The organism is Labrys monachus, from assembly GCF_030814655.1.
GTDB lineage: Bacteria > Pseudomonadota > Alphaproteobacteria > Rhizobiales > Labraceae > Labrys > Labrys monacha.
In genome coordinates, this window is sequence record NZ_JAUSVK010000001.1 from 4395132 (window position 1) to 4408196 (window position 13065).

Genomic DNA, 13065 nt, shown 5'->3' on the forward strand with positions numbered 1-13065 from the left:
AACCGGAAGCGACATGTCACGGGCGGCGTTCCACGCCAGTTCCTGCCCGCGCGAACCCGAAGGCCCGCGCCCTTCCGGTATTCGCGCGTCAGGCCGTGGCCTTGGTCAGGAACTTGACGGCGTCGCCGACGGTCAGGATCGTCTCGGCGGCGTCGTCGGGAATTTCACAATTGAACTCTTCCTCGAACGCCATGACCAGCTCGACCGTGTCGAGAGAGTCCGCGCCGAGGTCGTCGATGAAGCTTGCATTCTCGGTGACCTTGTCCGGATCGACCCCCAGATGCTCAACCACGATCTTCTTCACGCGGTCTGCGATATCGCTCATTTTTCGTTCCTTTGATAAACCAAGACTGCCTGACGGCTTTTATCCTGCCGTCGGTGTGACGGTCGGTGTTTACTACTTCCATGGGCCGGAACACATCTTTCGACGTGCCATCCGACGTTACCGGACAATCACATTTACAGGGGCAGTTTCAATGACCCTGGGCGTGATTAACACACTTCAAATGCCTTTGCCAGCGGCCAGCCTCGCGCGGAAACCGGCAAGAAATTCTCCGATAAGTCCCTCAAATCATTGCCATTCCGCCGTTAATATTCAACGTTTGCCCGGTGGTGTAGCTGGCCTCCATCGAAGCAAGGTAAACGGCGGCGGCCGCAATCTCGTCGGCGCTGCCGAGCCGCCCCACGGGGATCGAACCGTTGATCGATTCTTTTTGCTTGTCGCTCAGCGCATCCGTCATCGCCGTCTCGACGAAGCCGGGCGCGATGCAGTTGACCGTGATGCCGCGGCTGGCGACCTCATAGGCGATGGACTTCGACATGCCGACGAGCCCGGCCTTCGAGGCGGCATAGTTGGACTGCCCCGGATTGCCGGTGACGCCGGAGAGCGACGCGATATTGATGATGCGGCCGAAGCGGCGCTTCACCATGCCCTTCACGGCGGCGCGGGCGAGGCGGAAGCTCGCCGTCAGATTGACGGCGATGACATCGTCCCAATCCTCGTCCTTCATGCGCAGAATGAGATTGTCGCGGGTGAAGCCGGCATTGTTGACGAGGATGTCGAGCCGGCCCAGGGCCGCCTCGACGCCGGGGACCAGGGCATCGATCTGCTCGCGGCTGCTGAGATCGCACGGAAAGACATGGGCGCGCTCGCCGAGACGGGCGGCGAGGTCCTCCAGCACGGCCTTCCTCGTGCCCGAGAGAGCCACGGTGGCCCCTTGCCTGTAGAAGGCGGAGGCGATCGCAGCCCCGATGCCGCCGGTGGCGCCGGTGACCAGCGCAGTCTTGCCGGTAAGATCGAACATCATCTTCCCCAATCGGGTGCCGCGCCCCGTGACCGGCACGATGCCGATCGAAGCGGGCGCACCCCTGCGTGTTACGTCAATCCCTGCACGACCGGTGCCGAGATCGGCCCGACGTTGCAGTTCCCTGTCCCGACAGGCCTGTCGGGTGTCACGCCAGCGTCGACGCAAAAGCCGCGACGTCGTCGGGCGTGCCGATGCTGACGGCATCGATGCCGGGCGCGATTCGCTTGACGAGGCCGCTCAGGACCTTGCCGGCGCCCACCTCGACCAGCCTGGCGACGCCGCAACCGGCGAGATATTCCACGCTCTCGCGCCAGCGGACCGTGCCGGTCACCTGCTCGACCAGGCAGCGGCGGATTTCCGAAGGCTCGGAAATCGGCCGCGCCAGCACATTGGCGACGAGCGGAACCGCCGGCGCGGCGATCGCGACCTCGGCCAGCGCCTGCGCCATGACCTCGGCGGCCGGCTGCATCAGCGCGCAATGGAAGGGCGCGGACACCGGCAGCAGCACCGCGCGTTTGGCACCCCGGCTCTTGGCGAGGAGGATGGCGCGTTCCACGGCCGCCTTCGTGCCGGACACCACCACCTGGCCTGGTGCGTTGTCGTTGGCCGCCTGGCAGACCTCGCCCTGCGCCGCTTCCGCCGCGATGTCGGCAGCCTGTTTGAAATCGAGCCCGAGCAGGGCCGCCATGGCGCCGGTACCGACCGGCGTCGCCGACTGCATGGCCCGGCCGCGAATGCGCAGGAGCCGCGCCGTGTCGGCGATCGACAGGGCGCCGGCCGCGGCGAGCGCGGAATATTCGCCCAGCGAGTGGCCGGCGACGAAGCTGGCATGCCTGGTCAGATCGAGGCCCGCTTCCGCCTGCAGGACGCGGAAGGCGGCGAGCGATACGGCCATCAGCGCGGGCTGGGCATTCTCGGTCAACGTCAGGTCGCTCTCGGGGCCTTCCCAGATCACCGCCGTCAGCTTCTGTCCAAGCGCCGCATCGACCTCATCGAAAACGGCCCGCGCGGCCGGGAAGGCCTCGGCGAGGCCTTTCCCCATACCGACGGTCTGGCTTCCCTGACCGGGAAACGTGAAGGCTACGTTCATGCGGGCACCTCAGTGATTCGCTCCCGATGGCCGCGCCCTGCCATCGAGGGGCGGGCCTGACCTTGTTGATCTCAGTCGCGGGGCGCGGCTGCGTCGTTTGCGCCCGTTCCTGCCCAGCCGTTCGCGACGGCGCGTTGAGACAATACGATGACACAGGAGTCAAGCCTCGAATGAACTTGTCCCCGCCCGCCGGCACCGCCAAGGGCCGGTCGGCCGACTGCCGGGTTCCGGCGCGGCCGCATTTCTCGCGGCTGCGAGATGTCTCGTCCCGACGGCTTCTCCGGCCGATGCGCGCCGATGAGCAACCGGCCGTGGCCGGCGATCGGGCTGTGCTCCTTCAAGCAAGATCTCGATTCCGCCCCCAGGCGCAAGCCCTTGGAAAGAGGCCCTTTTCTTGATCCCGATAAGAAAGTGAATCAAGCATCGATGAGCTCGAAGCGATCGACGTCCACCATTCCGCGGTCGGTGATCTTGAGGTGGGGAATGACCGGCAGCGGCAGGAACGCCACCTGCAGGAAGGGCTCGGCAAGGGTCACGCCGAGCGCCTTCGCTGCGCTGCGGAGAAGAATCAGCCCGTCCCGCACCTCCTCGAACGAGAGCAGGCTCATCAAGCCGGCAACCGGCAAAGCGAGCTCGGCCAGAACCGCGCCGCCGCGCGCCACGACGAAGCCGCCGCCGATCTCGCCGAGCCGGTTGACCGCCAGCGCCATGTCGGCATCGTCGACGCCGACCACGCAGATATTGTGCGAATCGTGGCCGACGGACGAGGCGATCGCCCCCTCCCGCATCCCGAATCCCTTGACGAAGCCGCGCCCGATATTGCGGTTGACGCCATGGCGGGCGACCACCGCCACCTTGATCACGTCCTGGTCGAGATCGATGCCGCGATACCCCCGCGCGAAAGGCAGCGCCAGCCGCAGATGCTCGGTGATGATCTTGCCGGGAAGGACGCCCATCACCGGTCCCGTCGGTCCCGCGGCGGGCACGAGGAAATCCGATGCGGCTACGCGGGGCGCCTTCATCGAGGCGAGACCGACCGGCGGGACGATGTGCCGGCCGGCGAAGAGCGTGTCGTCGACAGGCCGGCCGGCGCTGATCACCTGGCGTACGGCGCAATGCTCGAGATCCTCGATCAGCACGATGTCGGCACGGCGGCCGGGCGCGATCATGCCGCGATCCTTGAGGCCGAAGGCGTTCGCCGCCGAGATCGTCGCCGTCCGGTAGGCCGCCAGCGGCGGCGCGCCGAGCCTGATCGCGGTCCGGATGAGGAAGTCGAGATGGCCCTCCTCCGCGATGTCGAGCGGATTGCGATCGTCGGTGCAGAAGGCGAGGAACGGCGAGTTCTGGATGGTGATGAGTTCGGCGAGGGCATGGAGGTCCTTCGAGACGGACCCTTCGCGGATCAGCACCGTCATGCCCTTGGCGAGCTTCTCCCGCGCCTCGGCGGCCGTGGTGATCTCATGGTCGGTGCGGATGCGCGCAGCAAGGTAGGCGTTGAGGTCGAGGCCCCGCAGCAGCGGCGCATGGCCGTCGATATGGCCGTCCTGGAAGACGGCGAGCTTGGCGAGGCATTCGGCGTCGGCGTGGATCACGCCCGGGAAGTTCATGAATTCGGCAAGGCCGATCACCTTCTCATGGCCGACGAAGGCGAGGAGATCGGCGATGCCGAGATGCGCGCCCGAGGTTTCCAGATGCGTCGCCGGAACGCAGCTGGAAAGCTGGACGCGCAGGTCCAGCGCCGTATGGCTCGCCGCCTCGAGGAAATAGCGGATGCCGTCCGCGCCGAGCACGTTCGAGATCTCGTGCGGATCGCAGATGGCGGTGGTCACGCCGTGGCGCAGCACGCAGCGGTCGAACTCGAACGGCGTGACGAGCGACGATTCGACGTGGAGATGGGTGTCGATGAAGCCGGGAACCGCGATCAGCCCCTTGCCGTCGATGATGCGATGGCCGGCATAGTCGGCATAGGTGCCGACTATGCGGTCCCCCACGACGGCGATGTCGGTCGGCGTCAGGTCGCCGCTGACGAGATCGAGCAGCCGGACGTTCCTGACCACCAGGTCGGCGGGCTCGGCGCCGCGTCCGCTGGCAATGAAGCGTGCGAGATCGCTGGCGTTCATCGCGGGATTCCTTTCATCACAGAAGCGGCGAATCTACCGCGTCTCGCATGGAAAGCGAAAGGCCGACAGCCGTGCGGAGCGCATTGTCTGCACGAAGCGCATGACGGCGTCATGGCGTGACGATCCGGCCGTCCGCAACGGTGACAATGCGGTCGGCGCGCCCTTCGACGTCGTCGGGCGTGTGGGTCGTCATCAGCACCGTCAGCCCCTTCTCCCGGCGCAGCGCGTCGATCAGGTCGACCATGCCGGCCCGCATGGCGGGGTCGAGACCGGTCAAGGGCTCGTCCAGCAGCAAAAGGGGCCGCGTCGTCAGCATGGCGCGGGCGAGCGCGACCCGCTGGCGCTGGCCGCCCGAGAGTTCGGAGGGCAGGCGGGCCTCCATGCCTGCGAGGCCGACGCGGTCGAGCATGGCGCCGACGGCCTTCCTGTCGGAGGCGGAGAGGCGCAGCGAGGGCGAAAGCGCCAGGCCGGCATTCTGCAGCGCCGTCAGGTCGGGAAGCAGGTTGTGGTCCTGAAACACGATGGCGACCGGCCTCGCCGCCGGCTTCAACGGCAGAAGATCGATACCGTCGAACACCAGGCGCCCGCTAGCGGGGCGTTCGAAGCCGGCGATGGCGTGAAGCAGGGTCGATTTGCCGCCGCCGGAGGGGCCGACCATCGCCGCCAGCGCGCCGTGCGGCACGGTCAGATCGTAGCGTCCGGTCCAGTCGTCGAGCCGGACGGTCAGGTCATCGATCACGAGCATGGCGCCGCCCCAACAAATCCGCCGCGAGGAAGAGGATGAGCACCAGCCCCGCGAGCAGGGCGGCGATGCCGTCGGCCTCCGCGATGCGGTAGGAGCCGAGCTTGGCGTAGAGCAGCGACGGCAAAGTGACCAGCCCCTCCGAGCCGAACAGGGCGACGACGCCGAGGTCGCCCAGGGACAGGGCCATGGCGAAGGCGAAGGCAGCCGCCGCCGAAGGCCCCAGCAGCGGCCATTCGATCAGGCGCAGACGCGTCAGGCCCGCCATGCCGAGGCTGTCGGCGAGGCGGCCGTAGCGGGCCTGCGCCAGGGCCATCGGAGGATCGACCAGGCGGTGGACGAAGGGAAGCGCCATCATCGCATTGACCAGGATCAGCGCCGGCATGGCCACGAGACCGGCGAGCCCCAGCCAGCGCGCGATCACGTAGAGGCCGGCGGCGAGCGCCAGCGGCGGCGTCGCCAGCGTGAGGAGAGGCGCGATGCCCACCAGGCGCGCCGTGCCTCGCGAACCTGCGGCCGCCAGGGCGCCGCGTGCCCGCGAGAGGACGAGCGCCGCCGCGAGGGAGAGAGCAGCGGCGAGGAAGGCAACGGCGAGGCTCGTCGCCAGCGCTTGCGGCACGCGGGCATCGAGGCGGCCCAGCAGGCCGCGGCCGGCCGCGGCCACGGCGGCCAGCGGCGGCAGCACGAGCAGGGCGGCCGCGCCGAGCACGGCGCCGTCCTGCAGGCGCAGCCAGAGGCCCTGCCGGTCGGGCCGCTCGATGCGGCGGCCGATGGCGCCCCCCTCGCGGGCCGTCGCGAGCAGGGGCGCCGCCAGGCCGACCAGGATGGCCATGGCGCCGATCTGCATCAGCGCCAGCAGGGCCGCACGCCCGAAATCCGCATCGGAATGGATGGCCTGGTAGATCGCCACCTCGAAGGTCGCGCTGCCCGGCCCGCCGCCCAGCGTCAGCGGAATGGTGAAGCTCGTCGCGCAGGCGATGAAGACGAGCAGCGCCAGGGCCGGCATGTCACGCCGCATGACCGGCCAGTCGATCAGGCGAAACACCGCCCCGGACGGCATGCCGAGCGCGGACGCCAGCCGCCAATGCTCGCCGGGCACGGCCTCCAGCGCCGCGAGCAGCACACGCGCCGCAAAGGCTCCGTTGAAGAAGACATGGACGAGCAGGATGCCGGTGAGGCCGTAGATCGGGATGCCCGGCAGGCCGACCGCCTCCAGGAGGCGGTTGGCCGCGCCGGCGCGGCCGAGGATGCCGGCGAAGGCGAACACGGCCACGATGGCCGGCAGCGCCGTCGCCACCCCGAACAAGGCGAGCAGGACGCGCTGCCCGCGGAAACGCCGCCGCGCCAGCGCCAGCGCCACCAGCCCCCCGAACAGCAGCGACAGCACGGTGGAAAGCGCGGCCTGGTAGAGCGTAAAGCCGGCGATCGACAGGAGATAGGCGCCATTGCCCTGCCACGGCCCGGCACCGGCGGCGAAGAACAGGCTCGCCAGCGCCGCGAGGACGATGGCGGCCAGCGCCGCGAGGAGGGCAAGGCCGGCCGTCATCGCCGAGCGCAACGCCCGGCCCGGGCGCGCCCGCTCATTTCGCCATCGCCGCCAGCCACTCGTCGATCCAGGCCTTGCGGTTGGCGGCGAGTTCCGCCGGATTCGACATCAGCGCCTTGGCGGGGACCGCGACGGCCTTGAAGCTGGCCGGCAGGCCGGCCGGCGGCGTGCGGGCGGGATACATCCAGTTGGTCTCGGGAAGAATGGCCTGCCCGTCATTCGAGAGGAGGAAGGCGAGGAAGCGGCGGCCGAGGTCCTGCTGTTTCGAGCTCGCCACCAGCCCGGCGACCTCGACCTGCGTGGCATGGCCCTCGCTGAACATCGCGGCGTGATAGTTCGTCTTCTTCTCGACGCCGATATGGTAGGCCGGCGAGGTCGAATAGGAGAGCACCATGTCGGCCTCGCCCTTGAGGAACAGGCCATAGGCTTCCGACCAGCCGCTCGTCACCGTGACGATGCGGGGCTTGAGCTGCCGCCAGGCGTCGCCCGCCTTGTCGCCATAGACCGCCTTCATCCAGGCCAGCAGGCCGAGCCCCGGCGTCGAGGTGCGCGGATCCTCGATCACCACCTTCGGACCGTCCTTGTTCTCGACGAGATCCTTGAGGCTGGCCGGCGGATTCTTCAGCTTGTCCGCATCGTAGACGAAGGCGAAATAGCCCCAGTCGAACGGCACGAACATCGTGTCGGTCCACGGCTCGGGCAGGGAGAGGCCCTCGGTCGGCAGGCCGTGCGGCGCGAAGAGCCCGGATTTTTCCGCCTCGCCCATCAGATTGTCGTCGAGGCCGACGACGACATCGGCCTTGGTGGCGGCCCCTTCCAGCCTGAGCTTGGCGAACAGCGCACCGCCATCCTCGGCGGTGACGTAGTTCAGCGTGCAGCCGCATGTCGCCTCGAAGGCGGCCTTCAGCGGCTGGCCGGGCCCGTCCTCGCCCGAGAAGCTCTCATAGGTGTAGACCGTGAGAGCAGGCTTTTCCTGCGCCGGCGCGGCGGTGGCGAGGGGCGAAAAGGCCAGGGCCGCCAAAAGCGTCCCGAGCAGGCGAGTCCTTAGCATGGGCGTCCTCCATTTCGAACGGGGGTCGAGACGGACGAAAACCACGCGAACGAGGCTGTCGAAGCCGAGGCCGAACGCTGTCGTTGCAAGGCTCATCCCTCCGCCGGCACGACCCGGATCAGGTTCAACGGGTTGGCACGCCGCCTCTCAGCCCATTGGGCACCCCGTGAGACGTTGTCGTGTTAGCCTGTTCACGCCCGGAGGAAAAGCGCGCTGTAACGAGCCCGTACGATTTTCAGGACGGGCCGGCCGGCATCCGCCCTTCAGGCGAGGCCGAACCGGGCGGCGGCGAAGGGCAGCAGGCGCGGATCGGCGAAATGCGGTATGGCGAGGGCGGCGCCTTCCGCCAGCAGGCGCTCTTCGCTGAGGCCGGTCGTCAGGCCGATGACGGCCAGGCCGGCCGCCCGCGCGGCGGCGATGCCGGAGAGCGAATCCTCGAAGGCAAGGCTGGCGGCAGCGCTGCCCTGCAGGTTTTCGAGCCCTGTGAGATAGGGCAAGGGATGCGGCTTGGCGAAGGCGAGCTCGTCGCCGATCACCAGCGTGGCGAAACGGCTCTCGAGGCCGATGCCCCGCAATTCCTGCTCGGCATTGGCGCGGGGGGCGTTGGTCACCACGCCGATGGCGATCCGGCGCTCCTCCAGCCAGGCCAGGAAGGCATTGAGGCCGGGCGCCGGCTCGAGATCGGTGGCGAGACGGCGGAACATCGCCTCCTTCTCGTCGATCAGCGCCAGGCCGTGCACCTCGTCCATGCGCGGCAGGTAGCGCGACAGGATGAGGCTGTTCGGCGCGCCCATGAACCGGGTCCGGTAATCGTCGAGGGAGAGATCGACGCCGTGCGGCTCGAGCATGGCGTGCCAGGCGGCATAATGCAGGTGGTCGGCGTCGACCAGGGTGCCGTCGAGATCGAACAGGGCAGCGGATTTCACGGGCGGAGGGCTTTCAGGCGTGTGACAGTTCGGGTTCTTCGCGGAATTGCACGGTATAGAGATGGGCGTAGCGTCCCCTGCGGGCGAGCAGCGCCTCATGCGTGCCCTCTTCGACGACCTGCCCGGCTTCGACCACACAGATCTTGTCGGCCCGCTGCACCGTCTGGAGGCGATGCGCGATGACGACGACGGTGCGCCCGGCGCAAAGGTCGTCCAGCGCGTTCTGCACCGCCTTTTCCGATTCGGAATCGAGGGCCGCCGTGGCCTCGTCCAACAGGATGATGGAGGCGTCGCGCAGGATGGCGCGCGCAATGGCGATGCGGGCCCGCTGGCCGCCGGACAATTGCAGGCCGCGCTCGCCGACTTCGGTCTCGTAGCCTTTTTCGAAGGCGGAAATGAACTCATGCGCATGGGCGGCCTTGGCAGCCGCGATGATCTGCTCCCCGGTGGCGCCGGGCCGGCCGGAGGCGATGTTCTCGCGGATGGTGCCGGCGAACAGGAAAACGTCCTGCCCGACATAGGCCATCGCCGCCCGGAGCGTCGGCAGCGATACGGATGGGAGGGGCTGGCCGTCGATCGAGATCTCGCCCGACTGCGGATCGTAGAAGCGCAGGATCATGTTGACGATGGTGGACTTGCCGCCGCCCGACTGGCCGACCAGCGCCGTGGTCTTGCCCGCCTCGGCCGTAAAGGAAAGGTTGCGCAGCACCGCCTCGTCGGCCTTGTAGCCGAAACGCACATTGTCGAAGACGATATGGCCGCCCTTGTTGACGAACGGGGGCTTGGCGAGTTCGGCCGCGCCTTCGGTCGGCGGCAGGTCGAGGATGTCGTAATACATCTCCACGCCGGCGAGGGCGGCGCTGAGGTCGACATTGGTCTTGGCGAGGGCCTTGGCCGGCGCATAGGCCATCAGGAAGGCGACGAGGAAGGAAGTGAGGCCCCCGAGGGTCAGCTGCCCCTCCACGATGCGCCAGCCGCCATAGACGATGACCGCCGCGACGGCGACGCCGCCCATGGTCTCCATCAGCGGGCTGGTGCGGTTGCTGAGCTCGGCCATCTTGTTGGCCGTCCTCTGGGCGAGGAGGATGCCGTCTTCCATGCGGCGGCGCATGGCGTCTTCCATGCCGAAGGACTTGACGACCCTGATGCCCTGTGCCGTCTCCTGGATGATGCCGGCGATCTGCGCGAGGCTCGCATATTGGCGTCTGACGACGCTGCGGATGCGGTGGGTGATATAGCGGATACCGAAGACGGCGCCCGGCATGACCACGAGCGCGGAAACGGCGAGCAGGGGATCGCGTATGATCATCACCGCCGTCAGGGACAGGACGGTCAGAATGTTGGTGACGGAATTGACGACGAGATTGGCTCCGGCGCGCGCCGCATTGGAGATGAAGGCGTTGGAGCTCACGAGCTCCGTCGAGTGCCGCTCGCTGAAATAGGGAATGCCCTGCTGCAGGACATGGCCGAACACCCGCCGCTGCACCGCGGCGATGATGGCATTGCCGATCCGCGCCATGGTGGTGTCCTTGGCATAGGATGCGAGGCCCTTGACGACGGAGACCACGACGAAGGCGAGCGCGAGGGAGACGATCTGCCCGAAGCCCGTGCGCGCGGTCATGGCATTGATCACCGGCCCGATCATATAGGCGGCGAGGCCCGTGGTGCCCGCCTCGATGGCGCCGGACCCGACGGCAATCAGATAGGCGCGGATATGCTTGCGGCCCTCGTCGGCGAACAGGCGCCTGACCAGCGGGATCGTGGCGCGATCTTTCTTTACCAGCGCGAAAATGACGGCAACTCCTCGGTGACGGTGGCGCTTCTATCATCCGCGTGCCGTCAAGGCCATACATGTCGCCGATATGGTGACGGGCTAGGCCTCCGGCCAGCGCGCCACCACGGCGGCGGCCTGTGCGAGACCTTCGGGGTCGTTGACGTTGGCGAAGGGATCGAAGGGCGCGGCCGCCCATTCGACCTCGACGAAGCCGTGGCGGCGCAGGATGATCTCGACGCGGCGCTGGTCCTCCTCGAGGAGGGCGCGGCGCAGGGCGACGCGCAGGGCGACCGGCCACAGGGCGACGGCGGGGTGCCGCCTGCCGCCGGAGACGGCGACGGCGCCGTTGCCCTCGCAGGCTCCCGCCTGCAGCCGCGCGACGAGATCGGCCGGCAGGAAGGGCGCGTCGCACGGCACGGCGACAACCTGCGCGAAGCCCGCCGCCGCCGCATGATCGAGCGCCGCGAGCACGCCGGCCAGCGGGCCGGGAAAATCGGCGACATCGTCCGGCACGACGGCCAGTCCGAGAGCGCCGAAACGGGCCGGGTCGCCATTCGCATTGAGGACGAGCGCGGCGACCTGCGGCGCCATGCGCCGGACGATCCGCTCGAGAATGCTCGCACCGCCGAGATCGGCCAATCCCTTGTCGCCGCCGCCCATGCGGCGCGAGAGGCCGCCCGCCAGCACGACGCCCAGCACGCTGTCCCCGTCCTTCATCATGGCGCCATCATGCCCGAAGGCCGGCGCGACACAAGGGTTGAACGCGCGGACGGGGCCGGCTACAGGCTTGCATCATGCCCGCCACGGTCTCGTCTCCCGCCCCGGCCTCCGCCTTGCGCCTCGACCTGCGCGGGCTGAAATGCCCCCTGCCCGTCCTGCACGCCCGCAAGGCGCTCGACCGCGCGGCGCCGGGCGCGCTGCTCCGCATCGAATGCACCGACCCGATGGCCGCGATCGACCTGCCCAACCTCGCCCGGGAAACGGGGGACCTCTATGAGGGAAGGACCGAGGAGGCCGGCTTTGCCGTCCATCGCATCCGCCGGGGCGACCGGCCGTGATGCGGCTGATGGGCCTGGCCGGGTGGAGCGGCGCCGGCAAGACCACGCTCGTCGCCGCCCTCATCCCCCGGCTGCGCCGGATGGGCGCGACGGTCTCCACCATCAAGCATGCCCATCACGCCTTCGACATCGACCAGCCCGGCAAGGATTCCTATGTGCATCGCGAGGCGGGCGCCCAGGAAGTCCTGGTCGCCTCCGCCCATCGCTTCGCGCTGATGCACGAATTGCGCGGCGCCCCGGAACCGCCGCTCAGCGCCTTGCTGGCGCGGCTGGCGCCCGTGGATATCGTCATCATCGAGGGCTTCAAGACCGACAGCCATCCGAAGATCGAGGTGCACCGCATCGCGACGGGCAAGGACCTCATCCATCCCCGGGACGCCCAGATCCTCGCCATCGCCACCGACGCGCCCGGCCCTTTCCCGATCCCGCGCTTCGATATCGACGACATCGAGGCGATCGCGCGCTGGATCCTCACGGCAGCCCTGCCCGCCGGCCTATGAGCACGATCCCCCTCCATCCCGGGAAAGTGATTCGGGAGCGCCGCGCAAGCCATTGCCAGGGCGGCGATTTCCCTGTTGCATCCGGACCGACCGACATCCCCCGCAAAGGACCACAGACATGCCGCAACGCCCCCTCCTGCTCGTGACCGGCGGCAGCCGCGGCATCGGCGCCGCCATCTGCATCAAGGCGGCGCAGGCCGGCTACGACATCGCGCTGAACTATCTCAGCGACCATGCCGCCGCCCAGTCCGTCGCCAAGAGCGTGCGCGAGGCCGGCGCCCGCGTGCTCACCCTCGCCGGCGACATCGCCGTCGAGGCCGACATCGACGCCCTGTTCGCCGCCATCGACGATTTCGGCGTCCTCACCCATGTCGCCAACAATGCCGGCGCAACGGGCAGGTCCGGCCGGCTGGCCGACACCGACCCCGCCGTGATCCGCGCCATCATCGACCTCAACGTCACCGGTGCCATCCTCGTCGCCCGGCAGGCGGCGCGGCGCATGTCGACGAGCCGCGGCGGTCCCGGCGGCGCCATCGTCAACATTTCCTCGGCGGCGGCCACCATGGGATCCCCGGGCGAATATGTCTGGTACGCCGCCTCCAAGGCGGCGATCGACGGGCTGACGATCGGACTGGCCAGGGAACTTGCGACCGAGGGCGTGCGCGTCAATTCGGTGCAGCCGGGATTGACCGAGACCGATATCCATTCGCGCAGCACCGGCGACCCGGCACGGGTGGAACGCCTGCGGCCGATGATCCCCATGCAGCGTGTCGGCCTGCCCGAGGAGATCGCCGACGCGACGCTCTATCTCCTGTCCGGCGCGGCCTCCTACGTCACGGGCTCGATCCTGCGCGTCTCAGGCGGCCGGTAGCCAGCGTTCGGGTTCGGACCGGCAACAGGAGGACCAAAGGCAATGCGCGGGCGCCCCACGCGATCGCCTGTCCCGGTCAT

13 protein-coding genes and 1 riboswitch are annotated in these 13065 nt (G+C 68.6%); of the genes, 3 read left to right on the forward strand and 10 right to left on the reverse strand.

What is annotated here, in order from left to right:
* Positions 1-88: 88 nt before the first annotated feature.
* The 10 genes from J3R73_RS20100 to mobA form a co-directional block, all read right to left on the reverse strand.
* A complete protein-coding gene (locus tag J3R73_RS20100; protein WP_068287214.1) occupies positions 89-325 on the reverse strand; it encodes an acyl carrier protein in 237 nt (78 codons plus the stop codon).
* 241 nt (positions 326-566) lie between these two features.
* Positions 567-1304, reverse strand: coding sequence for a 3-oxoacyl-[acyl-carrier-protein] reductase (gene fabG, locus J3R73_RS20105; RefSeq protein ID WP_307430892.1), 738 nt, complete (start codon positions 1302-1304; stop codon positions 567-569).
* A 148-nt stretch (positions 1305-1452) separates the two neighbouring features.
* Entirely contained in the window at positions 1453-2397 is a 945-nt protein-coding gene (gene fabD / locus J3R73_RS20110) for an ACP S-malonyltransferase (protein WP_307430896.1), read from the reverse strand.
* A 416-nt stretch (positions 2398-2813) separates the two neighbouring features.
* On the reverse strand, positions 2814-4517 hold the full coding sequence (ade, locus tag J3R73_RS20115; RefSeq protein WP_307430899.1) for an adenine deaminase: 1704 nt from the start codon (positions 4515-4517) through the stop codon (positions 2814-2816).
* Positions 4518-4626: 109 nt separating this feature from the next.
* On the reverse strand, positions 4627-5262 hold the full coding sequence (locus J3R73_RS20120; protein ID WP_307430902.1) for a thiamine ABC transporter ATP-binding protein: 636 nt from the start codon (positions 5260-5262) through the stop codon (positions 4627-4629).
* Entirely contained in the window at positions 5246-6805 is a 1560-nt protein-coding gene (locus J3R73_RS20125) for an ABC transporter permease subunit (RefSeq protein WP_307430906.1), read from the reverse strand. Before J3R73_RS20125 ends, J3R73_RS20120 begins: the two co-directional genes overlap by 17 nt.
* 34 nt (positions 6806-6839) lie before the next feature.
* Positions 6840-7856, reverse strand: coding sequence for a thiamine ABC transporter substrate binding subunit (gene thiB / locus J3R73_RS20130; RefSeq protein ID WP_307430910.1), 1017 nt, complete (start codon positions 7854-7856; stop codon positions 6840-6842).
* A gap of 78 nt (positions 7857-7934) precedes the next feature.
* Positions 7935-8033, reverse strand: a riboswitch (TPP riboswitch).
* 86 nt (positions 8034-8119) lie between these two features.
* Complete coding sequence (locus tag J3R73_RS20135) at positions 8120-8782, reverse strand: HAD family hydrolase (protein WP_307430912.1); 663 nt, start codon at positions 8780-8782, stop codon at positions 8120-8122.
* Positions 8783-8795: 13 nt separating this feature from the next.
* Positions 8796-10574 carry an ABC transporter ATP-binding protein gene (locus tag J3R73_RS20140; protein ID WP_307437544.1) on the reverse strand — a complete coding sequence of 593 codons (1779 nt, stop codon included), beginning with the start codon at positions 10572-10574 and terminating at the stop codon, positions 8796-8798.
* 81 nt (positions 10575-10655) lie between these two features.
* Positions 10656-11276 carry a molybdenum cofactor guanylyltransferase MobA gene (mobA, locus tag J3R73_RS20145; protein WP_307430915.1) on the reverse strand — a complete coding sequence of 207 codons (621 nt, stop codon included), beginning with the start codon at positions 11274-11276 and terminating at the stop codon, positions 10656-10658.
* Between the two features lie 74 nt (positions 11277-11350).
* Between mobA and J3R73_RS20150 the strand changes: the two genes are divergently transcribed.
* The 3 genes from J3R73_RS20150 (at position 11351) to J3R73_RS20160 (ending at position 12985) form a co-directional block, all read left to right on the forward strand.
* Positions 11351-11614, forward strand: a complete 264-nt coding sequence (locus J3R73_RS20150; RefSeq protein ID WP_307430920.1) for a sulfurtransferase TusA family protein — start codon at positions 11351-11353, stop codon at positions 11612-11614.
* Positions 11614-12114 carry a molybdopterin-guanine dinucleotide biosynthesis protein B gene (gene mobB, locus J3R73_RS20155; RefSeq protein ID WP_307437547.1) on the forward strand — a complete coding sequence of 167 codons (501 nt, stop codon included), beginning with the start codon at positions 11614-11616 and terminating at the stop codon, positions 12112-12114. Before J3R73_RS20150 ends, mobB begins: the two co-directional genes overlap by 1 nt.
* A 118-nt stretch (positions 12115-12232) precedes the next feature.
* On the forward strand, positions 12233-12985 hold the full coding sequence (locus J3R73_RS20160) for an SDR family oxidoreductase (RefSeq protein WP_307430923.1): 753 nt from the start codon (positions 12233-12235) through the stop codon (positions 12983-12985).
* Positions 12986-13065: the final 80 nt, after the last annotated feature.

Bases quoted from the DNA above. Each gene is read 5' to 3' on its own strand.
- J3R73_RS20125 (WP_307430906.1), bottom strand. From the start codon at position 6,805: ATGACGGCCGGCCTTGCCCTCCTCGCGGCGCTGGCCGCCATCGTCCTC.
- mobB (WP_307437547.1), top strand. From the start codon at position 11,614: ATGCGGCTGATGGGCCTGGCCGGGTGGAGCGGCGCCGGCAAGACCACG.
- J3R73_RS20150 (WP_307430920.1), top strand. From the start codon at position 11,351: ATGCCCGCCACGGTCTCGTCTCCCGCCCCGGCCTCCGCCTTGCGCCTC.
- J3R73_RS20100 (WP_068287214.1), bottom strand. From the start codon at position 325: ATGAGCGATATCGCAGACCGCGTGAAGAAGATCGTGGTTGAGCATCTG.
- fabD (WP_307430896.1), bottom strand. From the start codon at position 2,397: ATGAACGTAGCCTTCACGTTTCCCGGTCAGGGAAGCCAGACCGTCGGT.
- ade (WP_307430899.1), bottom strand. From the start codon at position 4,517: ATGAACGCCAGCGATCTCGCACGCTTCATTGCCAGCGGACGCGGCGCC.
- J3R73_RS20120 (WP_307430902.1), bottom strand. From the start codon at position 5,262: ATGCTCGTGATCGATGACCTGACCGTCCGGCTCGACGACTGGACCGGA.
- fabG (WP_307430892.1), bottom strand. From the start codon at position 1,304: ATGTTCGATCTTACCGGCAAGACTGCGCTGGTCACCGGCGCCACCGGC.
- mobA (WP_307430915.1), bottom strand. From the start codon at position 11,276: ATGATGAAGGACGGGGACAGCGTGCTGGGCGTCGTGCTGGCGGGCGGC.
- J3R73_RS20160 (WP_307430923.1), top strand. From the start codon at position 12,233: ATGCCGCAACGCCCCCTCCTGCTCGTGACCGGCGGCAGCCGCGGCATC.
- thiB (WP_307430910.1), bottom strand. From the start codon at position 7,856: ATGCTAAGGACTCGCCTGCTCGGGACGCTTTTGGCGGCCCTGGCCTTT.